This is a genomic window from Cronobacter sp. HA18006 (assembly GCF_011605445.1).
Lineage (GTDB): Bacteria > Pseudomonadota > Gammaproteobacteria > Enterobacterales > Enterobacteriaceae > Cronobacter > Cronobacter sakazakii.
Genome location: NZ_JAANQB010000025.1, coordinates 25,976 through 51,008, shown reverse-complemented (window position 1 = coordinate 51,008; position 25,033 = coordinate 25,976). Strand labels below are relative to the sequence as shown.

At 58.9% G+C, this 25,033-nt stretch carries 25 protein-coding genes; 15 read left to right on the top strand and 10 right to left on the bottom strand.

Translation table 11 applies throughout. The features are described 5' to 3' along the window. Window positions 1–29: 29 nt before the first annotated feature. Window positions 30–1,028: a class 1 fructose-bisphosphatase gene (gene fbp, locus G9X48_RS19705; RefSeq protein ID WP_012123724.1), complete on the bottom strand. Its 999-nt coding sequence runs from the start codon at window positions 1,026–1,028 to the stop codon at window positions 30–32. A 175-nt stretch (window positions 1,029–1,203) separates the two neighbouring features. Between fbp and mpl the strand changes: the two genes are divergently transcribed. Next, complete coding sequence (gene mpl / locus G9X48_RS19700) at window positions 1,204–2,583, top strand: UDP-N-acetylmuramate:L-alanyl-gamma-D-glutamyl-meso-diaminopimelate ligase (protein WP_097641367.1); 1,380 nt, start codon at window positions 1,204–1,206, stop codon at window positions 2,581–2,583. A 56-nt stretch (window positions 2,584–2,639) separates the two neighbouring features. On the opposite strand, the gene G9X48_RS19695 is transcribed toward mpl, so the two are convergent. Together G9X48_RS19695 and yjgA are read right to left on the bottom strand one after the other, a co-directional pair. After that, window positions 2,640–3,848: an aldose 1-epimerase family protein gene (locus G9X48_RS19695; RefSeq protein WP_097582627.1), complete on the bottom strand. Its 1,209-nt coding sequence runs from the start codon at window positions 3,846–3,848 to the stop codon at window positions 2,640–2,642. 323 nt (window positions 3,849–4,171) lie between these two features. Then, entirely contained in the window at window positions 4,172–4,723 is a 552-nt protein-coding gene (gene yjgA, locus G9X48_RS19690) for a ribosome biogenesis factor YjgA (RefSeq protein ID WP_004385258.1), read from the bottom strand. 107 nt (window positions 4,724–4,830) lie between these two features. Here yjgA and pmbA point away from each other — a divergent pair, with 107 nt between their 5' ends. From pmbA to G9X48_RS19625, 13 genes are all read left to right on the top strand, one after another. Beyond that, the gene (pmbA, locus tag G9X48_RS19685) at window positions 4,831–6,183 is read left to right on the top strand and encodes a metalloprotease PmbA (RefSeq protein WP_012123727.1); all 1,353 of its coding nucleotides are present in this window, start codon (window positions 4,831–4,833) and stop codon (window positions 6,181–6,183) included. A gap of 56 nt (window positions 6,184–6,239) precedes the next feature. After that, the gene (gene cybC / locus G9X48_RS19680) at window positions 6,240–6,626 is read left to right on the top strand and encodes a cytochrome b562 (RefSeq protein ID WP_097641369.1); all 387 of its coding nucleotides are present in this window, start codon (window positions 6,240–6,242) and stop codon (window positions 6,624–6,626) included. 304 nt (window positions 6,627–6,930) lie between these two features. Further along, complete coding sequence (locus G9X48_RS19675) at window positions 6,931–7,272, top strand: PRD domain-containing protein (RefSeq protein WP_071602605.1); 342 nt, start codon at window positions 6,931–6,933, stop codon at window positions 7,270–7,272. Between the two features lie 16 nt (window positions 7,273–7,288). After that, window positions 7,289–7,651 carry an SFCGS family glycine-rich protein gene (locus tag G9X48_RS19670; RefSeq protein ID WP_004385262.1) on the top strand — a complete coding sequence of 121 codons (363 nt, stop codon included), beginning with the start codon at window positions 7,289–7,291 and terminating at the stop codon, window positions 7,649–7,651. 3 nt (window positions 7,652–7,654) lie between these two features. Further along, complete coding sequence (locus G9X48_RS19665) at window positions 7,655–7,957, top strand: DUF4312 family protein (RefSeq protein ID WP_004385263.1); 303 nt, start codon at window positions 7,655–7,657, stop codon at window positions 7,955–7,957. A gap of 22 nt (window positions 7,958–7,979) precedes the next feature. Beyond that, window positions 7,980–8,756, top strand: coding sequence for a DUF4311 domain-containing protein (locus tag G9X48_RS19660; RefSeq protein WP_004385264.1), 777 nt, complete (start codon window positions 7,980–7,982; stop codon window positions 8,754–8,756). A 10-nt stretch (window positions 8,757–8,766) separates the two neighbouring features. Further along, on the top strand, window positions 8,767–9,411 hold the full coding sequence (locus tag G9X48_RS19655) for a DUF4310 family protein (protein WP_166499972.1): 645 nt from the start codon (window positions 8,767–8,769) through the stop codon (window positions 9,409–9,411). Between the two features lie 40 nt (window positions 9,412–9,451). After that, window positions 9,452–10,585, top strand: coding sequence for an amidohydrolase/deacetylase family metallohydrolase (locus G9X48_RS19650; RefSeq protein WP_097641370.1), 1,134 nt, complete (start codon window positions 9,452–9,454; stop codon window positions 10,583–10,585). Then, on the top strand, window positions 10,569–11,687 hold the full coding sequence (locus tag G9X48_RS19645; RefSeq protein ID WP_038878591.1) for a DgaE family pyridoxal phosphate-dependent ammonia lyase: 1,119 nt from the start codon (window positions 10,569–10,571) through the stop codon (window positions 11,685–11,687). Before G9X48_RS19650 ends, G9X48_RS19645 begins: the two co-directional genes overlap by 17 nt. Beyond that, window positions 11,684–12,424, top strand: a complete 741-nt coding sequence (locus G9X48_RS19640; RefSeq protein ID WP_166499971.1) for a KDGP aldolase family protein — start codon at window positions 11,684–11,686, stop codon at window positions 12,422–12,424. Before G9X48_RS19645 ends, G9X48_RS19640 begins: the two co-directional genes overlap by 4 nt. A 113-nt stretch (window positions 12,425–12,537) precedes the next feature. After that, the gene (locus G9X48_RS19635) at window positions 12,538–14,448 is read left to right on the top strand and encodes a PRD domain-containing protein (RefSeq protein WP_097582647.1); all 1,911 of its coding nucleotides are present in this window, start codon (window positions 12,538–12,540) and stop codon (window positions 14,446–14,448) included. Window positions 14,449–14,525: 77 nt separating this feature from the next. Beyond that, entirely contained in the window at window positions 14,526–14,768 is a 243-nt protein-coding gene (locus G9X48_RS19630) for a type II toxin-antitoxin system RelB/DinJ family antitoxin (protein WP_004385270.1), read from the top strand. Beyond that, window positions 14,758–15,045 carry a type II toxin-antitoxin system RelE/ParE family toxin gene (locus G9X48_RS19625; protein ID WP_097641372.1) on the top strand — a complete coding sequence of 96 codons (288 nt, stop codon included), beginning with the start codon at window positions 14,758–14,760 and terminating at the stop codon, window positions 15,043–15,045. Before G9X48_RS19630 ends, G9X48_RS19625 begins: the two co-directional genes overlap by 11 nt. An 8-nt stretch (window positions 15,046–15,053) precedes the next feature. On the opposite strand, the gene nrdG is transcribed toward G9X48_RS19625, so the two are convergent. From nrdG to G9X48_RS19610, 3 genes are all read right to left on the bottom strand, one after another. After that, window positions 15,054–15,518: an anaerobic ribonucleoside-triphosphate reductase-activating protein gene (nrdG, locus tag G9X48_RS19620; protein ID WP_007897806.1), complete on the bottom strand. Its 465-nt coding sequence runs from the start codon at window positions 15,516–15,518 to the stop codon at window positions 15,054–15,056. A 295-nt stretch (window positions 15,519–15,813) separates the two neighbouring features. Continuing rightward, window positions 15,814–17,949: an anaerobic ribonucleoside-triphosphate reductase gene (nrdD, locus tag G9X48_RS19615; RefSeq protein ID WP_097641373.1), complete on the bottom strand. Its 2,136-nt coding sequence runs from the start codon at window positions 17,947–17,949 to the stop codon at window positions 15,814–15,816. A gap of 296 nt (window positions 17,950–18,245) precedes the next feature. Next, a complete protein-coding gene (locus tag G9X48_RS19610; RefSeq protein WP_105629550.1) occupies window positions 18,246–19,127 on the bottom strand; it encodes a LysR family transcriptional regulator in 882 nt (293 codons plus the stop codon). A 102-nt stretch (window positions 19,128–19,229) separates the two neighbouring features. Here G9X48_RS19610 and G9X48_RS19605 point away from each other — a divergent pair, with 102 nt between their 5' ends. Then, entirely contained in the window at window positions 19,230–19,760 is a 531-nt protein-coding gene (locus G9X48_RS19605) for an NAD(P)H-dependent oxidoreductase (protein ID WP_007897802.1), read from the top strand. A 10-nt stretch (window positions 19,761–19,770) separates the two neighbouring features. Here the strand turns inward: G9X48_RS19605 and treC are convergent, their stop codons facing one another. The 4 genes from treC to G9X48_RS19585 form a co-directional block, all read right to left on the bottom strand. Then, window positions 19,771–21,432, bottom strand: coding sequence for an alpha,alpha-phosphotrehalase (gene treC / locus G9X48_RS19600; RefSeq protein ID WP_085045510.1), 1,662 nt, complete (start codon window positions 21,430–21,432; stop codon window positions 19,771–19,773). Window positions 21,433–21,492: 60 nt separating this feature from the next. Next, entirely contained in the window at window positions 21,493–22,911 is a 1,419-nt protein-coding gene (gene treB / locus G9X48_RS19595) for a PTS trehalose transporter subunit IIBC (RefSeq protein ID WP_004386038.1), read from the bottom strand. Between the two features lie 133 nt (window positions 22,912–23,044). After that, on the bottom strand, window positions 23,045–23,992 hold the full coding sequence (treR, locus tag G9X48_RS19590) for a trehalose operon repressor TreR (protein ID WP_097641374.1): 948 nt from the start codon (window positions 23,990–23,992) through the stop codon (window positions 23,045–23,047). Between the two features lie 246 nt (window positions 23,993–24,238). Next, a complete protein-coding gene (locus G9X48_RS19585) occupies window positions 24,239–24,856 on the bottom strand; it encodes a TetR/AcrR family transcriptional regulator (protein ID WP_076736253.1) in 618 nt (205 codons plus the stop codon). Between the last annotated feature and the right edge of the window lie 177 nt (window positions 24,857–25,033).

Here is a 25,033-nt window from a genome sequence, read left to right as displayed (position 1 = left end):
GCTGCCTTTTTCATCACTGACAAACGCGCTTACGCGTCCGGGAATTCGCGGATAAACCGCTCTACGTCGTTCACCATCTGCTCGGTGCCGACAAAGAACGGACGACGCTGGTGCAGGCTGTCCGGTTTAATATCGAGAATACGTTGCTTGCCGTCGCTCGCCTTGCCGCCCGCCTGCTCGGCCAGAAACGCCATCGGGTTGCATTCATACAGCAGACGCAGCTTGCCTTCCGGGTGGCTCGCGGTGCTCGGGTAGAGATAAATCCCGCCTTTCAGCAGGTTACGGTGGAAATCCGCCACCAGCGAACCGATATACCGCGAGGTATAAGGACGCTGGGTCGCTTTATCTTCTTCCTGGCAATATTTAATGTACTTCTTCACGCCCATCGGGAATTTAATGTAATTCCCTTCGTTAATGGAGTACGTATTGCCGCTTTGCGGGAAGCGCATACGCTCCTGGCACAGACAGAACACGCCGAGCGACGGATCGTAGGTAAAGGCGTGCACGCCGCAACCGGTGGTATACACCAGCATCGTGGAGGAGCCGTAAACCACATAACCCGCGGCGACCTGCTGGCTGCCCGGCTGCAGGAAATCTTCCATCGTGACCGGCGTACCTACCGGCGTCACGCGGCGATAGATAGAGAAAATGGTGCCGACAGAGACGTTAACATCAATGTTTGACGAGCCATCCAGCGGATCCATCAGGACGACATACTTCGCGTGTTCGCAGCCTTCGAAAACGACAATCTCGTCTTCTTCTTCGGAGGCGATGCCCGCCACGATATCGCGTGCCTTAAGCGCGGCTTTGAGCTTTTCATTGGCGAACAGATCGAGTTTTTGTTGCGTCTCGCCCTGCACGTTTTCGACGCCGCTGGCACCCAGGATATCGACCAGACCGGCCTTATTGATATCGCGGTGGATGATCTTAGCGCCAAGCTTTATTGCCGACAGCAGCGCCGTCAGTTCCCCGGTGGCGTGAGAAAATTCGTGCTGCTTTTCAACAATAAATTCACCTAACGTTTTCATAACACTTTCCCTGCATCCTGAAGTTGAGTAAAGCGATCGCAACAATCTTAACAAACATTCAAATTGTAGCGCACAGGTGAATCGCGCCAGCAAAATGCGGATTATCCTGAAATGCGTTTATTCGCCCCGTCTCAAACAGGTAGAATGTGCGTCAGTTTTAATAAGGACTGTACCTATGCGTATTCATATACTGGGAATTTGCGGCACATTTATGGGCGGCGTGGCGATGCTGGCGCGCTCGCTGGGTCATGAAGTGACGGGGTCGGACGCGAATGTCTACCCGCCGATGAGTACCCTGCTGGAAAAGCAAGGGATTGACTTAATTCAGGGCTATGACGCCTCGCAGCTCGAACCGCGTCCGGATCTGGTGGTGATCGGCAATGCCATGACCCGCGGCAACCCGTGCGTTGAGGCGGTGCTGGAGCAGGGCATTCCTTATATGTCCGGCCCGCAATGGCTGCACGATTTCGTGCTGCGCGACCGCTGGGTCGTGGCGGTGGCAGGCACCCACGGCAAAACCACGACGGCGGGCATGGCTACCTGGATCCTGGAAGCCTGCGGCTACAAGCCCGGCTTTGTCATCGGCGGCGTGCCGGGCAATTTCGATGTCTCCGCGCGCCTTGGCGACAGCCCCTTCTTTGTGATTGAAGCCGACGAATATGACTGCGCGTTCTTTGATAAACGCTCCAAGTTTGTCCACTACGCGCCGCGCACGCTGGTGCTCAATAATCTCGAATTCGATCACGCGGATATTTTTGACGATCTGAAAGCCATCCAGAAACAGTTCCATCACCTGGTGCGCATTGTGCCGGGGCAGGGAAAAATCATCTGGCCTGAGAATGACATCAACCTTAAACAGGTGATGGCGATGGGCTGCTGGAGCGAGCAGGAACAGCTTGGCGAGCAGGGCCGCTGGCAGGCGAAAAAACTCATTAACGACGCCTCGAAATGGGAAGTCTGGCTGGACGGCGAATGCGTGGGCCAGGTGGAGTGGCAGCTGGTGGGCGAGCACAACATGCAGAACGGGCTGGCGGCTATTGCCGCGGCGCGCCATGTGGGCGTGACGCCTGCCGATGCCGCGCAGGCCCTCGGCTCGTTCGTGAACGCGCGTCGCCGCCTTGAGCTGCGCGGCGAAGCCAACGGCGTCACGGTGTATGACGATTTCGCGCATCACCCGACCGCTATCCTCGCCACGCTTGCCGCGCTGCGCGGCAAAGTGGGCGGTACGGCGCGTATTATCGCGGTGCTTGAGCCGCGCTCTAACACCATGAAAATGGGCGTCTGCAAAGACGATCTGGCGCCGTCGCTCGGGCGCGCCGACGAAGTGTTCCTCTTCCAGCCGCACCACATTCCGTGGCAGGTGGCAGAAGTGGCGGATGCCTGCATCCAGCCCGCGCACTGGAGTGCTGATATCGACACGCTGGTGGAGATGATTGTCAAAACCGCGCAGCCAGGCGATCACATTCTGGTGATGAGCAACGGCGGCTTCGGCGGCATTCATCAGAAACTGCTGGATGCGCTGGCGAAAAAAGCCGAAAAAGCGCAGGCGCTCTGAGCCGCTCCCGCTAAGAAAAAAGCCTCCGCATGCGAAGGCTTTTTTTAAGGCCCGGCTCACTCTTTGGCGATGGGCGTCTCTTCCTGCGTAGTCTTCTTATCGCCCTGAATATCGGCGATGCGTTTTTCCACGTCAGAGACCTGCTGCGCGTTATGCAGCAGGGTATAGGTCAGGTCAAAGCGCGTGCTTTCGCCCGGGGCGAGCTGTTTCACGCGTTTCTGTTCGCGCTCAATCGTGACCGGGTAGGCGTAGCTGGTGCCAGGCTCAATGCCGGTCACATAGCCCTGCTTCAGCGTGTCGGTGTTTTTCCACATCGTCAGCACCGGCAGTTGCTGCAGGTTAAAGCTAATCGCCGCGCCTTTATCACCCGCCTTGTTAACCACCGCGGCGACCGTCTCCTGTTTCGCATCGCCGAGCGGCGTCAGGTTAAAGACCATCTCATCGAAGCCTTTGGTCGGCCCGCTGTAAGTGTTCCATTCTTTCAGGCCGCCTTTGGCATAGTCGTTAAAGGGGCTGACTTTTTCCAGCGGCGCGATAAAGCGCGCGCCTTCTTCCAGAATCGGCTGGCCGAAGTTGCTGTGGTAGATAATCTGGTAGTCGTGCGGGTAATCCGCGTGGTTGGTCAGCACATCGTTAATGCTGAAACTGTTGCTGCCCGGCACGTAGCGCAGCTCGGTCAGGGTCTGCAAATCCGCTTTTTTGAACGTGCTCTCTTTGAGCAGGCCGCGCACCTTGATCTCATACGGCGCGTTGTCGCTCACCTCGACTTCCACGCGTGAGGCTGGCGTGTTGCCCGCTTTGCCGTGCAGCGTATAAAGCTGACCGTCAGCGGTGGTCGGGTGGCCGGTCCATTCATAACCGCAGCGCACCATCATCTCGTTGAAGCCTTCCAGCCAGCCCAGCCCGTTGCGGCTTTCAAGGTTGATATACGCAGGGTTAACCACCTCTTTCACCGGCGAATCCCAGCCCATGCGCACGCCAAAACCGTCGGCGCGCAGCAGGTTCATACCGCGCGTCGGGCTTAACGTAATGGTCAGGCCGTCTTTACTGGTGATGGTGATGATTTTGCTGCCTTCCTGCTTGCCGCCATGAAGCACTTTCTGCTCAATGCTGAACGGCGCGCCAGAAAGCTTCAGCTTCTGGCTGCTGATTTGCCAGTTTCCTTTCTCGACGCCCTGTTCAGCATCGGTCAGCACCCAGGTTTGCGCGCTCACCTGAGCAGAAATCAGCAGGGCAAGCGGGGTAAGCCATACGGTTTTATTCATCTTTTCTTCCTTTTTGCTGAATCGATTTTAGCTTTGCCCGTGCAGCCTGGCGGATCGCAGGTTAAGAAAACGTGATCGTTTTCAACTGTCTAAAAAAAGCCGTTTTTTGCGAAGTTAATTGTGATGGATGATTTGTTATTGATGAAAATGTACGCAGAGCGGTAATTAAAGTTGTGAATATGAGCGGCTTTAGCTTTAACGATTCAGCCAATAAAAGCGGAGTCATGCCCGGCGTTAAGACACGCCTTAAAAGCGGTCATAAACCATCACTAAAAGGAATAGAAAAGGGGAAACAGCTCAGGCAGCGCCTGAGCCGGGAGGGATTACTGCTCGCTTTCCGCCAGTTCGCGCAGATACTGGAAAATCAGGCGTGAGGATTTCGGCGGTTTATTGCCTTCTTTCTCTTTTTTGGCGTTACGGATAAGCGAACGCAGCTGCTGGCGATCCGCCTGCGGCCACAGGTTCAGCACGTCCGGCACCGCGTCGTCGCCTTCTTCGATCAGACGATCGCGCAGCTGTTCCAGCTTATGGAACAGTGCCACCTGCTGGTTATGACGGTTCTTCAGCTTATCGAGCGCCTGGCGGATCGGCTCGTCGTCACGCTGACGCAACATTTTGCCGATAAGCTGCATCTGGCGGCGGCGGCCTTCTTTCTTAATGCGCTGCGCCAGTTCAATGGCGGCGCGCAGATCGTCGTCCAGCGGGATTTTATCCAGCGCGTTTTTACCGAGATCGACCAGTTCAGCGCCAAGGCGCTTCAGCTCTTCGGCGTCGCGTTTAATTTCACTTTTGCTGACCCAGATAATCTCATCATCGTCGTCATCGTTTTCGTTATCGGGCACTTCATCGAGCCAGTCATCGGGCTGCTTTGTCATCTCAGGCTCCTCAAAAAAAGAGGCTAATACTACCAGTTAAGGCGCGCACTGCGAAATGGTTCTCTGTTAGACTCACAAAATGTGGCTTTTCAGTTTCACCTTACATTATGGCACTCGCGATGAAAGTAATCACACAAGTTGAAGCGCAGCGCAAAGCGCTGGAACAGGCGGTTTCTCAGGCGCTGGAGCTGGCGTCCGGCAAGTCGGACGGCGCGGAAGTGGCGGTCAGCAAAACGACCGGCATCAGCGTCAGCACCCGCTACGGTGAGGTGGAGAACGTCGAGTTCAACAGCGACGGGGCGCTTGGCATCACGGTTTATCACCAGAATCGCAAAGGCAGCGCCTCCTCGACCGATTTAAGCCCGGACGCTATCGCCCGCACCGTACAGGCGGCGCTGGATATCGCCCGTTACACCTCGCCAGACCCGTGCGCGGGCGTGGCGGAAAAAGATCTGCTGGCTTTCGACGCCCCGGATCTCGATCTCTTCCACCCGGCCGAGATCGAACCGGAACAGGCTATCGACTACGCCGCGCGCGCCGAACAGGCGGCTTTAAAGGCCGATAAACGCATCACCAATACCGAAGGCGGCAGCTTTAACAGCCACTACGGCATCAAAGTGTTCGGCAACAGCCACGGCATGTTGCAGAGCTACTGCTCGACACGCCATTCGCTCTCCAGCTGCGTGATTGCCGAAGAGAACGGCGACATGGAGCGCGACTACGCCTACACCATTGGCCGCGCGCTGGGCGATCTGCAATCGCCTGAGTGGGTGGGCGAAGAGTGCGCCCGCCGCACGCTGTCGCGCCTCTCGCCGCGCAAACTGCCGACCATGAAAGCGCCGGTGATTTTTGGCCGCGAAGTGGCGACCGGGCTGTTTGGTCATCTGGTCGGCGCCATCAGCGGCGGCGCGGTGTACCGTAAATCTACATTCCTGCTCGATTCGCTCGGCAAGCAGATCCTGCCTGAGTGGCTGACGATTGAAGAGCATCCGCATCTTCTGAAAGGCCTCGCTTCCACGCCGTTCGACAGCGAAGGTGTGGCGACCTCGCGCCGCGACATTATCAAAGACGGCGTGCTGCAACAGTGGCTGCTTACCAACTACTCCGCGCGCAAGCTGGGGCTGAAAAGCACCGGCCACGCGGGCGGCATCCACAACTGGCGCATTAAAGGGCGCGGCCTGAGCTTTGAGCAACTGCTGAAAGAGATGGGCACCGGCCTTGTAGTGACCGAACTGATGGGCCAGGGCGTCAGCGGCATCACCGGCGATTACTCGCGCGGCGCGGCGGGCTTCTGGGTGGAAAACGGCGAAATCCAGTATCCGGTGAGCGAAATCACCATCGCCGGCAACCTGAAAGAGATGTGGCGCAATATGGTTACCATTGGTGACGATATCGAAACACGTAGCAATATTCAGTGTGGTTCAGTACTGCTGCCGGAGATGAAAATCGCCGGTGAGTAAGGCAAGGGCGCCCGTTGTGGCGCTTTTTTTCGTCATAACAATAAAAAGGTGAGTCAATGCGTAAGCAAGCATTAGCGATGTTAGCGGTCTCCTCTCTGTTGTTCACCAGCGCCGCGGCGTGGGCGGATCTGGAAGACAACATGGACACCCTCAATGAAAACCTGAAAGTCGTGCAGAAGACCAGCGATGCGGCAGAAATGAAAACCGCGCTGACGAAAATGCGCGAGGCGGCGCTGGACGCCAAAAAAGAAACCCCGCCGAAGCTCGAAGATAAGCCAGCTGACAGCCCGGAAATGAAAGATTTCCGCCACGGTCTCGATACGCTGGTAAGCCAGATTGACGGCGCGATGAAGCTCGTTGATGAAGGCAAAATCAAAGAGGCCCAGGCGAGCGCCGAAGAGTTCAAAACCACCCGCAATACCTACCACAAGAAGTATCGCTAAGCCCTTTTTTGTGCGGCGGTTCGCCGCCGCACGTTCCCTCTGCGCCCGGTCATAAGCCACGCTTATTCTCTGCCGCCTTTTGCGCGCGGCGTCGCAAGCCCGTTATTTTCTTTTTCCCACGCCCGACATGACCGCCAGTGATATTCATCACAGTTATTTGGTTGTTTATATCCATTCACGGCTTTTATGTGGAACAGATCACTGCCGCCACTCTCCTTTCCACTTTGAAGTGGAAAACAACTCGCTACAAACCTTTAACACCCGCCGTTAGTGTTACCTCAGCGCAACTAATCAGGTATGCAGAGTGAATAACGGAGCGGTAATGAACAACGCCGGATGTCGACACGCGGAGGATGCCGCGACGCTTGCCGGGCGGATGCTGGATGAAGTTTACGCGCTCCTTGAGCGCCACCAGATAACGCCCAACGACGTGCAGCGGCAGATGCTCAGCTCACACGTGCGGGCGATGGCGCACCGCTCGGTGACAGGCGAGCCGCTGCCCGAGGTGGAAGAGAGCCTGTTTGAGGAGATCTCCGAAAGCTCGATGGCGCTGGCGCGTGAAATTGTGGCGCAGTTCGGCAATCTGCCCGATGAAGAGGCCTGGCTGTTGTCGGTGCACTTCGAGGTGGCGAAAGAGAATCTTTAACCTTCAGGAGCGAACCATGGAACAGATTACGGTAGTGATTGGCGATCGTCTGGGCAAAGGCCAGAAAGTGGCGGCGGGCGCGGAGAAAGCGGGCGCACGCGCGGTCGTAGTGCCGGGTGTCGCGGCGGATATGAAGCTTGGCGACGTGATGAAAACCGAAGGCGCGACGTTCGGTATCTCGTTTTGCGGCAGCGGCGGCGCGGGCGCTATCACCGCGCAGACTAAACATGGCTACAAGGCCAAATATGGAATGCGCTCGGTGGAAGAGGGCGTCACCGCCATTAACGAGGGCTGCAACGTGCTGGGCTTCGGCTTTATGGATAAAGAAGAGCTGGGCGAGCGTCTGGTGGAAGCCTGGAAAAAGAAATACGGCGCATAACGTATGAAAGAACAGTTCACCACCACGGTGAGAGTGAAAGGCAAAGGCGACACGCGCGCTCGCGCGTTCGCCGATGCCCTGAATCAGGTACAGGCGGCGGTGATGAAAGCCTCGCCGCACATCTTACTGCGTATAGAGCCACAGGATGTGCAGGTTGTTCATGCGCGGGAAACGGTGCGTAAAGAAGCGTTTCTGTTTTTCTTTTTGCGCCGGGAACGACGGGCTTTCAGCGTGGAGCTGGACGTGACCGTCAACGTGACCGCCATCAATCTCGATAAGGTGGATTTCGTCACGCAACACAGCTGATTGTTACTAAAAGGGCAGACCAATGTTCCTGATAATTTTAATAAAATCGCTCATCATCGGCGGCCTGGTCGGCGTCGGCGTGGGCGCCGGGGCCGCACGCATGTTCCATGCGCCCACCACGCAAGGGATGGGCGCCTTTCGTACGTTAGGAGAGCTGAACTCCTGCGAAGGCGATCCGGCTTCGCATTTCTCCTTTGGGTTAGGGTTTTTCTTTAACGCCTGGGCGTCCTCCGTCGCGGCGGGCGCGTTCACCCAGGATGTCGACCACCGCATTATTCCCAACTGGGGCGCGGCGGCGCTGATGGTGAAAAACCGCAATCTCGCCGACACCCTGCACAACCCGAAAAAAATGGCGGTCGCCTGCGGGCTTATCGGCATGGCGGTGGTGGCGTTTCTCAACACCACGGCGTCGGCTGTGCCGGAAGCGTTGCAGGTTACCGCCGTTAAAGTGCTGGTGCCTGCCGCTAACCTGCTGGTGAACACCGTCATGCCGGTGATTTTCTGGCTGGCTGCCATCGACGCCGGGAAAAAATCGGGCTTCTGGGCCACCGTCTTTGGCGGCGCGGCGCAGCTGATCATGGGCAACGCCGTGCCGGGGCTGGTGCTGGGCATTCTTATCGGCAAGGGTGTTGAAGAGAGCGGCTGGAACCGCGTTACCAAAGTCATGATGACCGCCATTGTGCTGCTGTTCGTGCTGAGCGCCTTCTTCCGCGGCTTCGACATGAAAATGATCGAATCTTTCCGTCTGACCGTGCCGGACTGGCTCAGTCTTATCCACAACTCGCTGAGCGGCAAATAAGGAGCGCATGATGGAAGAGAATAAAGGTTTCTGTTACGCCGACTGGTCATTCCCGATCTTCGTCGGCCTGCTCTCCTCCGGCGTATTCGCCGGAACGCATATGTACTACCTCTACGGCATCGGCGCGTTTAACGAAGTGGCGTTTGTGGCGATGCTCAAAGCCGGCATCGACACCGGCGTCTATGGCGCGGTGGCCGCCTTCGGCGCGAGTTTCCTCTTTGCCCGCATTATCGAAGGCTCGCTGGTGGGGATTCTGGATATCGGCGGCGCCATCCAGACCGGCGTGGGGCTTGGCGTTCCGGCGCTGCTGCTCGGCGCGGGCTTCGTTTTCCCGGTGGCGAACTTCGCCGCCTCGCTGGTCACCGGCCTGCTGATTGGCCTCGCCATCGGCTACGTCATCATTCTGGCGCGTAAATTCACCATTAATCAGAGCGATTCCACCTACGGCGCGGACGTCATGATGGGCGCGGGCAATGCCTCCGGGCGCTTCCTCGGGCCGCTCATCATCCTGAGCGCCATGACCGCCTCAATCCCGATTGGCGTGGGATCGCTTGTGGGCGCGCTGCTGTTTTATCTCTGGCAGAAGCCGATCACCGGCGGGGCTATTCTCGGCGCGATGATCCTGGGTTCGCTGTTTCCTGTGGCGATCGGTTAACCGCGCGGGCGCTCCGGCGCCCGCCTTCTGAGGAAACCCTATGTTTGACCTGATCCTGCGCCAGGCGCGGCTGGTGGACGACACGCTGGCGGATATCGCCATCAAAGACGGCAAAATCGCCGCGCTCGGCAGCGTGACCGGCGAGGCGCGCGCCACGCGCGATCTCAATGGCGAGTATTACGTCACCCCCGGCTGGATCGATCTGCACGTCCACTGCTACCCGAAATCGCCGATTTACCACGACGATCCGGACGCGGTTGGCGTTTCGACCGGCGTCACCACCGTGGTGGACGCGGGCAGCACCGGCGCGAACGATATCGACGACTTTTACGCGCTGACACGTGGCGTGGCGACCGAGGTGCTGGCGCTGCTTAATGTTTCGAAGGTAGGTCTTATCGCGCAAAACGAGCTGGCGGATATGGCGAATATCGACGCCGCGGCGGCGCGCGAGGCTATCGCCCGTCACCCCGATTTTATCGTCGGCCTGAAAGCGCGTATGAGCAGCAGCGTGGTGGGTGATAACGGCATCGCGCCGCTTGAGCGCGCCAAAGCTATTCAGCAGGAGAACGGCCATCTGCCGCTGATGGTGCATATCGGCAACGGCCCGCCGCCGCTGGATGAGATCGCCGCGCGGTTGTCTCAGGGCGACATCATTACCCACTGCTTTAACGGCAAACCGAATCGCATCCTGACGCCGAAGGGTCAGCTTCGCGCCAGCATTAGCGACGCGCTTGAGCGCGGCGTGCGGCTTGATGTCGGACACGGCAGCGCCAGCTTTAGCTTTGAGGTGGCGCGCCAGGCCATCACGCGCGGCATTCTGCCGCACACCATCAGCTCTGACATCTACTGCCGTAACCGCATCAACGGCCCGGTGCGAAGCCTCGCCCATGTGATGTCGAAATTCCTCGCCATCGGCCTGTCGCTGCCGCAGGTGATTGACTGCGTCACGCTGCACGCCGCGCAGGTGCTGCGTCTGGCCCATAAAGGGCGGCTGACGCCAGGGGCCGACGCCGATCTGACGATTTTCGACCTGCGCCGCCAGCCAGCGCTTTTTACCGATGCTGACGAAGAGACGCTGCACGGCGACTATTTACTGGTGCCGCTTGCCGCCGTGCGGGCGGGCGCCTGGCACATGACCGAACAAGGGAGCGCGGAACATGCCTTCAGTGTATGAAAAATATGAATTGAAACAGGTGATTAACGCCTCCGGGCGCATGACGATTTTAGGCGTCTCCACGCCGCGCCAGGAGGTGGTGGAAGCCGTCACGCAGGGGCTCAATCACTATTTCGAAATGAAAGATCTGGTCAATAAAACCGGCGCGTACATCGCCAGACTGCTGGAGGTGGAGGCCGCGACGATTGTCTCCTGCGCCTCGGCGGGGCTTGCGCAGTCGGTGGCGGCGGTGCTGGTCAAAGAGAGCGACTGGCTGCTTGAGAACCTGCATACCACTGCGATTGAGCAAAACGAAATTGTGCTGCCGAAAGGCCATAACGTGAATTACGGCGCGCCGGTCGGCACGATGGTGGCGCTCGGTGGCGGAAAGCTGGTCGAGGCGGGCTATGCCAACGAGTGTTCGGCACAGCAGCTTGCCGCCGCGATCACGCCGCGAACAGCGGCGATCCTCTATGTGAAATCGCACCACTGCGTGCAAAAAAGCATGCTGAGCGTGGCCCAGGCCGCTGCGGTGGCGCGTGAGCATCAGCTGCCATTGATTGTCGACGCCGCCGCCGAAGAAGATTTGCAGTGCTACTACCACGCGGGCGCGGATCTGGTGATTTACAGCGGCGCGAAGGCGATCGAAGGGCCGTCGAGCGGTCTGGTGATCGGCAAAACGCAGTACGTGGAGTGGGTGAAGCGCCAGGCGAACGGCATCGGACGCGCGATGAAAGTCGGCAAAGAGGGCATTCTCGGCCTCACCAGCGCCATCGAACACTACCTCAGCGCGCCCAAAGAGAGCGGCGCGCAGATGGTGGCCAAAATGACGCCGTTTATCGACCAGCTCAACACGCTGAACGGCGTGACGGCTCGCGTGGTGTGGGACAGCGCCGGACGCGACATCGCCCGCAGCGAAATCAAATTCGACGAAGCCGTCACCGGCATCAACACCGGCGAGCTGGTCAGCGCGCTGAAGCAGGGCGAATACGCCATCTACTTTCGCGGCTACAAAGCCAACGAAGGCATTATTGAAGCGGATGTGCGCAGCGTTAGCGCCGCGCAGCTGGAGATTGTGTTCCGCCGCATCCGGGACGTGCTGAATCAGGAGGCGCACGCATGAAACTGAGCCCGAATTTTTACCGCGATCGTGTTTGCCTGAACGTGCTGGCAGGCTCGAAAGAAAACGCCAGCGCGATTTATGAAGCCGCCGAAGGGCATGTGCTGGTGGGCGTCCTCTCGAAAAACTACCCGGACGTGGCGAGCGCCGTCGAGGATATGCGGGACTACGCGAAGCGCATCGATAACGCGCTGTCGGTGGGGCTGGGCGCGGGCGACCCGAATCAGTCCGCGATGGTCAGCGCCATCGCGCGCGAGCTACAGCCGCAGCATGTGAACCAGGTCTTTACCGGGGTGGGCGCAAGCCGCGCGCTGCTCGGGCAGCGCGAGACGGTGGTGAACGGGCTGGTGTCACCAACGGGCACGCCTGGCCTTGTGAAAATCTCCACCGGCCCGTTAAGCAGCAGCGCGCCCGACGGCATCGTACCGGTGGAAACGGCGATTGCCCTGCTGAAAGATATGGGCGGCAGCTCGGTGAAATATTTCCCGTTGGGCGGCCTTACCTGCCGCGAGGAGTATCAGGCTGTGGCGGACGCCTGCGCGCGTCACGACTTCTGGCTGGAGCCGACCGGCGGCATCGATCTCGATAACTTTGAAGCGATCCTGCGCATCGCGCTGGAGGCGGGCGTGAGCAAAGTGATCCCGCATATTTACAGCTCGATTATCGACAAGGCCAGCGGCGATACGCGCCCGGAGGATGTGCGCCGCCTGCTGGCGATGACGCGCAACCTGGTGGGGTAAGGCCGTTTTACGTTAAGGCTGGAGAATATATTCATCACCGTGATAAATATATTCCCTGGCCTGAAGCCGTCCGCGGGCGCGATGGCGCGCCCGTTTAACGAGAGGAAACCGGTGTGCGATTCCCGAGTCAACGTCTGTCCCGGCTGTTTGATCTGCTGCAAAACGAAACGCTGCCGCAGGATGAGCTGGCGCGCCGGTTAAACGTCACGACGCGCACCGTGCGGGCGGATATCAGCGCGCTCAATGAATTACTGCGTCAGCATGGCGTGCAGCTGGTGCTTAATCGCGGCAGCGGCTATCAGCTGACCGTTGATGATATGGGGCGCTATCAGGCGCTTCAGGCGAGCCGCCCGAAGGCGCTTCGCATTCCGCGCACCGCGCCGGAGCGCGTGCATTATCTGGCGGTGCGCTTCCTGACCTCCGCGTTTTCTCTCAAGCTTGAAGACCTGGCGGAAGAGTGGTTCGTGAGCCGCGCCACGCTGCAAAACGACATGGCGGAAGTGCGCGAACTCTTTACCCGCTACAACCTCACGCTTGAAACCCGCCCGCGCCACGGCATGAAGCTGTTCGGCAGTGAAATGGCGCTGCGCGCGTGCCTGACGGATCTGCTCTGGCAGCTCGCTCAGCAGGACAGCGATAATCCATTAATTACCGAAGAGGCACTGAACGCGGGCGTGCAGGAGCCGCTCGCAGAGCGCCTGCCGACGATTTTCGCGCACGCGCGCCTGCGCTTTACCGATGAGGGCGAGCAGTTTATTCGTCTCTATTGTGCCGTGGCGGTGCGGCGCATCAGCGAGGGCTTTCCGCTGCCGGAGTTTGTGGCCGATGATGTGGACGATAACGTGCGCGAGGCGGCGCGCGGCATCGCGGCGCTGCTGCAAACGCTGTGCGGTAAACCGCTGTCAGAGGCGGAAGAGAACTGGCTGCGGGTGCATATCGCCGCGCGCCAGGTGCAGGAGCTGGAGCCGAGTGCCATCAGCGCCGATGACGCAGAAGCGCTGGCGGGCTACATCCTGCGCTATATCAACACGCACTATAACTACAATCTGCTGACCGACGAGCAGTTGCGCGCCGACCTGCTGACCCACATTCGCACCATGATCACCCGCGTGCGCTACCAGATCAATATTCCTAATCCGCTGCTCGGCAATATCAAACAGCACTACCCGATGGCCTGGGATATGACGCTGGCGGCGGTGTCCGGCTGGGGCAAATATACGCCTTATACCATCAGCGAAAACGAAGTGGGGTTTCTGGTGCTGCATATCGGCGTCGGGCTTGAGCGCCACTATAACGTGGGCTACCAGCGCAACCCGCGCGTACTGCTGGTGTGCGATACCGGCAACTCTACGGTGCGCATGATCCAGTCGATGTTGCTGCGCAAATACCCGCAGTTAGAGGTGAGTGAAATCGCCACGCTGCGCGACTACGAGCAGCGCGCCGCCATCGCCGAGGATTTCGTGATTTCCACCGCGCGGGTGGCGGAAAAAGATAAGCCGGTGGTGGTGATGTCGCCGTTCCCGACCGATTTCCAGCTGGAGCAAATCGGCAAGCTGGTGCTGGTGGACAGAACCCGGCCCTGGATGCTGGAGAAATATTTCGACGCCCGGCATTTTCGCGTGGTGGACGGGCCCATGACCCAGCAACAGCTTTTCAAAGAGCTGTGTGATGAGCTGGAGCAGGACGGGTATGTAGGCGCGGATTTTCTGCCGTCGGTGGTGGAGCGCGAGGCGATTGTCAGCACCATGCTTGGCGACGGTATCGCGTTGCCGCACTCGCTCGGGCTGATGGCGCGCAAAACGGTGGTCTATACCGTACTGGCCCCGCAGGGAATTGCGTGGGGCGAAGAAACCGCGCATGTGATTTTCCTGCTCGCCATCAGCAAACGCGAATACGAAGAGGCGATGACGATTTACGATCTGTTCGTCACGTTTTTGCGCGAGCGTGCGGCGCAACAGCTGCAAACGTGTCGTGATTTTGCCCAGTTTCAGGCGGTGGCGATGACCTGCCTGAGCCGGTTTTAGAAGCTGTCTTCCAGAATTCGATGTAATTCATATGTAATGCTATATTGCATTACACTTTGAAAAGCGGTGGAGGCATAATGGCCACAATCAACGTAAGGCTTGATGACAAGCTTAAAAATGAGGCTTATGCGGTGCTGGAAAAACTAGGTATCACCCCTACCGAAGCGGTGCGTCTGCTGTTTCAGTATGTGGCGCAAAATGGCCGTATGCCAGTCAAAACGCTAACCGTCAGCGACAGCGAAGAGGCGCTGCTGCGTACCGTGCGGGAGCGACTGGCGGACCCGCGGCCGGGCATCAGGGTTGATCTGGATGAGCTATAAACTGGTCTTTGACCCACGTGCGCTGAAGGAGTGGCACAAACTGGGCGAGACCGTTAAAGCGCAATTCAAAAAGAAGCTGGCGCACGTGCTGGCGGCTCCCAGGGTGAAATCAGCCCGGTTAAGTGGCCTGCCGGACTGCTACAAAATTAAATTAAGAACGAGCGGTTACCGGCTGGTGTATCAGGTGCGCGTTGATGCTGTCTGTGTGCTGGTCATCGCGATCGGCAAACGCGAAAACCTGACCGTATACCAGGGTGCCGGGCACCGTCTGGAGTAAGCGCGCTCTCAGCGCAGTCGGTGGATAACCTGGTTGCTGCTACCGCGCCAGATAAGCGCCGGATCTTTCAGATCCTGCACAAATTTGCCGTCCACCAGCACGTTGATAAGGTTTACCACCTCGCGCTGGGCATCGCTCAGTTCATCGATTTTATAACCCGTCCAGACCCAGATATCTTTACCGGGGCACTCGGCCCGCACGCGTTGGACGAGCTTTAGGATCGCCGGCACATTTTGCGGGTGCAGCGGATCGCCGCCCGACAGCGACAGCCCCTGGCGTTTGACGCGGGTGTCGTTGAGATCGGCGATGATGCGGTTTTCCATCTCGTCTGTGAAGGGTACGCCGGAGTTGAGCCGCCAGGTGCTTTTGTTGTAGCAGCCGGGGCATTCGTGAACGCAGCCCGCCACAAACAATGTGCAGCGGGTGCCGGGGCCGTTGACGACGTCAACGGGGTAATATTGATGGTAATTCATGGTTTCCTCGTCCCAGGCGGGCGAACGGTGGGTGCGCTTTGCTTACCCACCCTACACAGGTTTGCCGCGCGGTGGGTGCGGCTTCGCTTACCCACCCTACACAGGTTTGCCGGGTGGTGGGTGCGGCTTCGCTTACCCGCCCTACACAGGTTTACCGGGCGGTGGGTGCGCTTCGCTTACCCGCCCTACACAGGTTTGCCGGACGGTAGGTACGCGTTGCTTACCCGCCCTACGCGTTTCGTTTTGTAGGGTGGGTAAGCGCAGCGCACCCACCGTGCCAGACGCCAGAGCGGCGTTAACCCAACTGCCCGTTGCCGAGGTGCTTCACGCGACGCTTCACCTCTTCCTGTTTACCCGCGTTGAACGGACGGGCGTCGGGGCTGCCGAGATACCCGCAAACGCGGCGGGTGACGGAAACGCGCGACGCATCATGATTGCCGCATTTCGGACAGGTAAAGCCCTTGCTCGTGCACTCGAATTCGCCGGTGAACCCGCACTCGTAACACTCGTCAATCGGCGTATTGGTGCCGTAATAAGGCACGTGGTGATAGCTGTAATCCCACACGTCTTCCAGCGCCTTCAGGTTGTGCTGAAGATTCGGGTATTCGCCGTAACAGATAAAGCCGCCACTTGCGAGCGGCGGGTAGGGCGCTTCGAAATCGATTTTATCGTACGGGTTTACCTTCTTCTCCACGTCCAGGTGGAAGCTGTTGGTGTAATACCCTTTGTCGGTCACGCCCGGCACCACGCCAAACTCGGCGGTATCGAGGCGGCAGAAACGATCGCACAGGTTCTCGCTCGGCGTGCTGTAGAGGCTAAAGCCGTAACCGGTCTCTTCTTTCCACTGATCCACCGCCTGACGCAGACGCTCGACGATGGCGACACCTTTGGCGCGCAGCGTCTCGCTGTCATAGATATGCTGGTTGCCGGACAGCGCGTTAATCGTTTCATGAATGCCGATATACCCGAGCGAAATCGACGCGCGGCCGTTTTTGAAAATCTCCGCGATGTCGTCATCTGGTTTAAGACGCACCCCGCACGCGCCTTCCATATAGAGAATCGGTGCCACCCGCGCTTTTACGCCTTCGAGACGCGCAATGCGCGTCATCAGCGCTTTGCGGGCGAGCTTCAGCCGCTCATTAAGCAGCGCCCAGAACGCGGTTTCGTCGCCTTTCGCCTCCAGCGCGATACGCGGCAGGTTCAGGCTAATCACGCCGAGGTTGTTGCGCCCGTCGTGGATCTGCTCGCCATTCTCTTCATAAACGCCAAGAAAACTGCGGCAGCCCATCGGCGTTTTGAACGAACCGGTCACTTTCACTACCTGATCGTAGTTGAGAATATCCGGGTACATGCGCTTGCTCGCGCACTCCAGCGCCAGCTGCTTAATGTCGTAGTTCGGGTCGCCAGCTTTATGGTTCAGGCCGTCGCGAATGGCGAACACCAGTTTCGGGAACACCGCCGTTTTATGGTTTTTACCCAGCCCCGCGATGCGGTTGCGCAGAATCGAGCTTTGGATCAGGCGCGATTCCCAGCTGGTGCCAAGGCCAAAACCAAAGGTGACGAACGGCGTCTGGCCGTTGGCCGTGTGCAGCGTGTTGACTTCATATTCCAGCGACTGGAACGCGTCGTAACACTCTTTTTCGGTGCGGGCGCGGGCGTAGCCTTCCACATCCGGGATGTTCCACTCCATCGCGGTGCGGCGGTGCTTCTCAAAGCTTGCCGTCACAAACGGGGCCAGCACTTCGTCAATGCGGTTGATGGTGGTGCCACCGTAGATGTGGCTCGCCACCTGGGCGATGATCTGCGCCGTCACGGCAGTGGCGGTGGAAATCGATTTCGGCGGTTCTATCTCGGCGTTGCCCATTTTAAACCCCTGCGTCAGCATGCCTTTTAAGTCGATCAGCATGCAGTTGAACATCGGGAAGAAGGGCGAGTAGTCGAGATCGTGATAGTGGATTTCGCCGCGTTCATGGGCGAGCACCACGTCGCGCGGCAGCAGATACTGGCGCGCATAGTGTTTGGCGACAATGCCCGCCAGCAGGTCGCGCTGGGTCGGGATCACTTTGCTGTCTTTATTGGCGTTCTCGTTCAGCAGCGCCGGGTTGGTCTGCTCAACCAGCCCGCGGATCTCTTTATTCAGGCGGCCCTGTTTTTCACGGGCGATATCGCGGTCGTGGCGGTACTCAATATAGGCGCGCGCCAGCTGCTTGTAGTTGCCCGCCATCAGCTGGTTTTCCACCGCCGTCTGGATCTCGTGAATGTCCACTTCACGACGATGCTGCATCTGGCTGCTGACGATTTCCGCGACGGTGGCGCAATAGTCTGCGTCATCGACTCCCGCTGCCTGCGCCGCGCGAAGAATCGCTTCGCGAATGCGCGCTGAATTGAAAGGTACTTTACACCCGTCTCGTTTCACTACATGCGGTGTCATGATCACTCCATATTAAGCACAGGTTATCCACAGAAACTCCGTCGTGCGGCGCAGGGAATATTGGCTGCATAAACCCCCTGTTAACGTCGGAGCTGGCCCGTTTTATCCACAGCAGCGCGGGAATATCCTCCGCACCGGATTGCTGAAAGTTTAGCCTGAAATAACAAGATATTGGGCCGCGGTGGATTTTAATGTCTATATATAGTGATTTGCATCAAACAAGTTTGCGATTTTATTGATGCAGGACAAAGCAAAGCGGCGAGTGCGCTTACGGTCTGCGTTGAGGCGATAAACATTTACACTGTGAATTTTTCGATTAAAAAATCAACGAAAGCCCGCACGCGCGGGGCGAGGCGATGGTGCGGATACTTCACCCAGAGCGGCTGCGGCGCAGGCCAGTGCGCTTCCATCAACGGCACCAGACGGCCTGTGGCGATAAGCGGCGCCAGATACCAGTCGGCGAGCGAGACAATGCCCATCTCCGCCAGCGCGGCGTCCACCAGCACATCGGGAAAGGTGCTGATAAGAAAAGCATGCTGTTCTTCCATCGCCAGTTCGTCAGCAAGCCAGCTTTGCAGCTTGCCGTTGCCGGGATTGCGGTGCACCAGGCAGCGATGATGCAGCAGATCCTGCGGCTGTTGCGGCGTGCCAAACTGCGCCAGGTAGGCAGGCGAGGCGGCAAGCATCATGCGCATCGGGCGGATTTCGCGCGTCACGATGCGGCTGTCCTGCACTGTCCGCTGGCCAATCGCCACATCGATCCGCTCGCCAATCAGGTTAATGCGGCGCGGATCCATCGCCAGATCCAGCCGCACCTGCGGGTAGCGCTGCTGAAAGGCGGGCAGTTCCGGCATCAGAAGGTAGCGCCCGAAGCCGGGAATCACGCTCACGCGCACCAGCCCCTGTGGCTCGTCGGCAGGCTTTTCCAGCGCCTGGTTGAGCGCATGCCACAGCGGGGCCACCTGTTCGCGCAGCGCCGCGCCTTCTTCCGTCAGCACCACAAAATGTGTGTTGCGCTGAAACAGCACGCGGCCCAGGCGCGCCTCCAGTTGCCGCACGCTTTTACTGACAGCAGCAGGCGTCACGCCCAGCAGGCGAGCGGCGGCGGAAAAACTCTGGCTCTGCGCGGCGGCCAGAAACGCAGGCAGCAGGCGATGTACGTCTGAGGTGAGCGTCATGATTGATACCTTTAGTTGAAACAGATATGCCCGGAACTGCACTACAGGTTAACCCTGCGTCATGCCAACATTACCTCAACCACATCGTTGAGGAGAGTAAAAATGAAAAAAGTTCTGGTTCTGGCCGGGCACCGTTACCCGGATGATTCACGCGTCAACCGCGCGGCTATCGAGGCGCTGAAAGCACTGCCGCAGGTGACGGTGCATGAGCTGATGCGTGAATATCCGGATTTTAATATCGACGTGAAGCGCGAGCAGGCGCTGCTGCTGGCCCATGATGCGGTGGTGATGCTGTTTCCGTTCTGGTGGTACAGCTCGCCTGCGATTTTAAAAGAGTGGCAGGATCAGGTGCTTGAGCACGGTTTTGCCTACGGCACCGGCGGCGATCGCCTGCACGGCAAACCGTTTATGCTGATGGTTTCGACCGGCGGCAGCGCAGAGGCTTATTCGCCGCAGGGCTATAACCGTTACCCGATAGACGAGTTCTGGCTGCCGTTTCACGCGATGGCCAACATGACCGGCATGATCTGGCAGCCGCCAGCGCTGATTCAGGGCACGCATGTGCTGAGCGACGCCAGTCTCGACGCCGGCGTCGCGCAGTGGCTGAGCCGGGTTAACGCGCTGGTGCGTTAACCCGATTGGGTTACGCGTCCCCCTGAAGCCATATTACGGCTTCGAACGGGCGCAGGTTGATTTCGCCGGGGCGGGGCGCGGCATCGGGATAGTTGCTCATCAGCACCTGCCACGCGCCGCTAAACTCACCCGGCGTACACCAGTGCGCTTCGCGCGACAGATTCGCCATCACCACCAGCGTCTGCCCTTGCCATTCACGGCGATAGCACCACAGGTAAGGATGCTCCGCCAGCAGGTCGTGATAGTCGCCCCAGGTGAAAATCGGGTGCGCCTTACGCAGCCTGATGAGTTTCTGGTAAGCGTAAAAAACGGAGTCTGGATCGTCGAGCGCGCGCGCGGCGTTGATCTCGCGGTAATTATCGCAAAGCCCTATCCACGGCGTGCCGGTGGTAAAACCGCCGTTGTCGCTGGCATCCCATTGCATCGGCGTGCGGCTGTTATCGCGCGATTTGCTGGCGAGGATGGCGAGCAGCGTCTCCGGGCTTTGCCCCTGCGCGCGTCGCTCGGCAAACATATTGTGGCTTTCCACGTCCCGGTAATCGATGATCCGTGTGAAGTGCGGGTTGGTCATGCCCAGCTCTTCGCCCTGGTAGATATAGGGCGTGCCCTGCATGCCGTGCAGCACCATCGCGAGCATTTTCGCCGCCGGTACGCGCAGCGCGCCCTCGTCGCCGAAGCGCGAGACGATGCGCGGCTGATCGTGGTTACACCAGAACAGCGCGTTCCAGGCCACACCATGCATCCCCTGCTGCCAGTGGTTGAAAATGGCTTTCAGCGCCACGAAATCGGGGGCGGCGAGCGTCCACTTCTGTCCGTCCGGGTAATCCACTTTCAGGTGATGGAAGTTAAACGTCATCGAGAGCTCGTGGCCTTCCAGCGCGGCGTAGCGCTGGCAGTTCTCAAGCGTCGTGGAGGACATTTCGCCCACTGTCATCAGCCCGCGCGGCTGAAACACGTCGCGGCTCAGCTCCTGTAAATAGTCATGAATGCGCGGCCCGTCGGTGTAAAAACGCCGCCCGTCGCCGCGATCGTCTGACGGGAAATCCTGATCTTTTGAAATCAGGTTGATCACATCGAGACGCAGGCCGTCCACGCCGCGATCGGCCCAGAATTCGCAGACCTTTTTCACTTCGGCGCGCACCTGCGGGTTTTCCCAGTTGAGATCCGCCTGCTCGGGCGCAAAGAGGTGCAGATAGTATTGGCCGCTCTCGGCGTGCCAGCGCCAGGCGCTGCCGCCGAATTTTGAACGCCAGTTGTTGGGCGCTTCTTCTGGCGTGCCGTCGCGCCAGATGTAAAATTCGCGGTGCGCGCTCTCGCGGGTCAGTGCGTCATGAAACCAGGCGTGCTGCGTCGAGGTGTGGTTAAACACCATGTCCAGAATCACCCGGATGCCGCGGGCATGGGCGTCGGCCACCAGCGCGTCGAACTCCTCCAGCGTGCCATAGGCTGGATCAATGGCGGTATAGTTCGCCACGTCGTAACCGTTATCGACCTGCGGAGAGAGATAGAAGGGCGTCAGCCAGATGGCGTCCACGCCAAGTTGTTGCAGATAATCGAGGCGTCGGGTGACGCCCGCCAGATCGCCTGTGCCGTTGCCGGACGTATCCTGGAAACTCTTCGGGTAAATCTGGTAAATCACCCCGTTTTGCCACCACGGCAGAGTGTTATTCATAACGCGTTCCTGCTGTTGCTAAAGGGGAGCGCCGAAACGCTCCCCGCACTACCCTAAAAGTTAGACGACTAAGAGCGTTCCCTGGCGGGATTTTCGCTTGTAGAGAAAGGCGGTCAGAATGAAAGGAACAATGATCGCCACCAGCATCGCCATGCCGTATACCTGCCAGTAATCCGGCTGGATGGAGAGAATGGCGGGCAGACCGCCGACGCCGATGCCGTTCGCCACCACGCCGCTCAGCCCGCACAGCAGTGCCGCAATGCTGGAACCCACCATGCCGCAGAGCATCGGGAAGCGGTATTTCATGTTGATGCCGTACATGGCGGGTTCGGTCACGCCGAGATACGCCGAGATAGCTGCCGGTACGGAGATTTCGCGCTCGTTATGTTTGCGGCTGGTCATGATGATACCCACCACCGCCGAGCCCTGGGCAATGTTCGACAGCGCAATCAGCGGCCACACCGGCGTGCCGCCCATGCTCTGAATCATCTGCATATCCACCGCAAGCGTGGTCTGATGCACGCCGGTGATGACCAGCGGCGCGTAGAGAAAGCCAAACAGCGCGGCACCGATGGGCGCGAAGCTGCCGGTCATCAGGTGACGCACGCCGAACGCCACGCCATCGCCGATAAGGCGGCCAAACGGGCCGATAAACGCGTGCGCCAGGAATACCGCGAGCAGCAGCGAGCAGACCGGCACCACCACCAGATAGAGGTAATCCGGCACCAGGCGTTTTAAGCGAATTTCAATCATGCCGAGCGCCAGACCCGCCAGCAGCGCCGGGATCACCTGCGCCTGATAGCCCACTTTGGCGATGGTAAAGAGCCCAAAATCCCACACTTCCGGCGTTTGCTGGCCGAGCAGATAGGCGTTCATCAGTTGCGGCGAAACCAGCGTCACGCCAAGCACGATCCCGAGGATCGGCGTGCCGCCCATTTTGCGCACCGCCGACCAGCAGATCCCGACCGGCAGATAGAAGAAGATGGCCTCGCCGATAAGCCATAAAAAGTCGTAGATGGTTTTAAGCGACGGGAACATCTGCGCCAGGGTTTTACCGTCGTGCATTGGCACATCGCCAATCACGTTGCGAAAGCCGAGGATCAGGCCGCCGCTAATCAACGCGGGCAGCAGCGGGAAGAAAATTTCAGCGAAGTGGGAGATAAGCCGCTCATGCCATTTCATGTTCTGGCGCGCGGCGAGTTTCGCCTGCTCTTTACTGGCGGCGCTGTGACCGCTGGTGGCGATCAGCGCCTGGTAGTAATCGCCGACATTGGTGCCAATTACCACCTGAAACTGTCCGGCGTTGGTAAAGCAGCCTTTCACCATCGGCAGCTCTTCTATCGCTTTCGGATCGGCTTTAGACGGCTGATTCAGTACAAAACGCAGACGGGTAATGCAGTGGCTAACGGTTGCGATATTCTCGCGGCCGCCCACAAGGGTTATCAGCTTATCGATATCCTGTTGGTTTACTTTGCTCATGATGAAGCCCTGTCGCAGAGGTAGGTACGAGGCGCGGATGGCCTGGGGCGCAGAGTAACTTTTAAGCGGGATGGCGTGAACGGGAACGTTCCCGAAAACAGAGCGCGATCACAATAAACGTGCGAGAAGAGGGTTAATCCAGACGGGCGGGGATCACTATCTGGCGCGGATCGGCGCGGCCGGTTATCTGATCGATAAGCTGTTTCGCCACGGCGCGCCCGGCTTCACCATAACCCGGATCGACCGCGAGAGCCTCCGGATGCAGGAATTTCAGTAACGGCGTATTGCCGACGCTCGCAAGCTGCACTGGCGCGCCGCGGTGCTGCTGAAGATATTTACTGGCACCGATGGCAAGGGTATCTGTCGCGCAGACCAGCGCGGTGGTCTCTTCACGTAGTACATCGGCCGCGTGTTCATAACCCTGTTTCATGGCAAGCCCTGGCAGCGTGTCGCGCGGCGTCAGCCCGTGCTGTTTACAGAAACTGAGATACGCCTCGTGGCGTCGCTTGCCGGTCGTGATATCGCTGTGCGGCACGCCGAGAAAGCTGATGTGGCGGTGGCCGTTGTCATACAGGCGCTGCATTAAGAGCCGTATCGCGCCGTCATCCTCGTAGCAGACCGATGCAAAACCCGTCGCGTCGCGCGCCATCAGCACCAGCGATTTCTGCCAGGCGGCGGTCAGCACCTCGTTAATGCCGCTAAAGCCAAACAAAATCACGCCATCGATATGGCGGCGGCTCAGCACGCCCAGATGCTCCTGCACCAGCGCGGGCGAAAAACGGCTCTCCAGCATGATCGGATCGTAACCCTGTTCATACAGCGCGGGCAGAATGGTCTGCACCGCCAGGTTTTCCGAGAGCGAATCCAGACGGGTGACGATAATCGCGACGACTTTATCACTCTGTCCGCGCATCGCGCGCGCCGAGCGGGAAGGGGAGAAACCGTGCTGGCGCATCACCGCCTCGACCTTTTCGCGGGTGCGTTCGCTGACGCCGCTCTCGTTATTGAGCACGCGCGACACGGTGGATTTCCCCACGCCGCTTAAGCGCGCAATGTCTTTAATGGTGAGGCGGTGTTGCATCGTCCATTCCTCTGGCTGGCGGTCTGTAAAAGCGATAATGCGTAAAGGTAATGCCCCTGGCGTGCGGCGCAATGGGCATAATCTGGTTCAGGGGGCTTTCGCGCGTATATAGCCAACCATTGTGCCTGACGTCACAAAGCGAAGCGCCAGAAGGTATCTTCGCCGATGATTTTTGGCTTATCAATCATTGTGCTGCGGATTTGTGCGCCTGCCGTGAGTCACCGGGCGCAGGCGGCGGGAAAAGCGTCAGACGGCGTGATGGTGGCGGCTTAACCAGATGCCCTCGCACAAGAGCTGCGCACAGCCCAGCGCCAGCGCCTCCGGGGTCGCCTCATCTGCCGGGACCCGCGCCATCTGGTCTATCATGCCCACGCAGCAGCGCGCCATGTGCAGCGCGTCGATATCATCGCGAAACAGGCCAAGCGACTGCTCTTTGGCGATATTACTGGCGATGGCGTTGACCAGCGTTGCTTTGGTCTGTGTGCAGCCGGGCGGCTGAAAGAAGCCGATTTCGGTCAGCGCTTTGTCTTCAGCAAGGAAATTCAGCAGCTTGAGAAAGCTATTCTGCACGCTTTTCACCAGCGCTTCGCCTTCGACGCGGTCGCGGATCAGCAGCGTTTCGGTGAGCCGCTCCAGGCGCAGGCGAAATTCGCTCACCAGCTCTTCATAAGCGGCTTCTTTACTGGCGAAATAGAGATAAAACGTCGGCTGGCTCAGGCCGCTCGCCTTTACGATATTGCTGACTTTGGTGCTGTGATAGCCAAGCCGCGCGAACTCGGCGCAGGCGTGTTTCAACAGCCGGCGGCGGGTGGCGATGCCCCGTTTTGGTTTCCGGCTTTCCGGGTGGTCAGCGTCAGTCTGCAAATCCTCTCTCCCTGGGTTACGTGAACGGCGTAAGCTTACTGCAAGCCAGACGGCAAAGGTATCGCACCGGGCGTTTTCGTCGCGCTTGTCACGCAAACGCGTTATGTTACTATCGAGTAAGGTTACTCATCAGTAGTCTTTTTTGCGAGCGATAACAAGATGGTCGCCGCGCCCCCA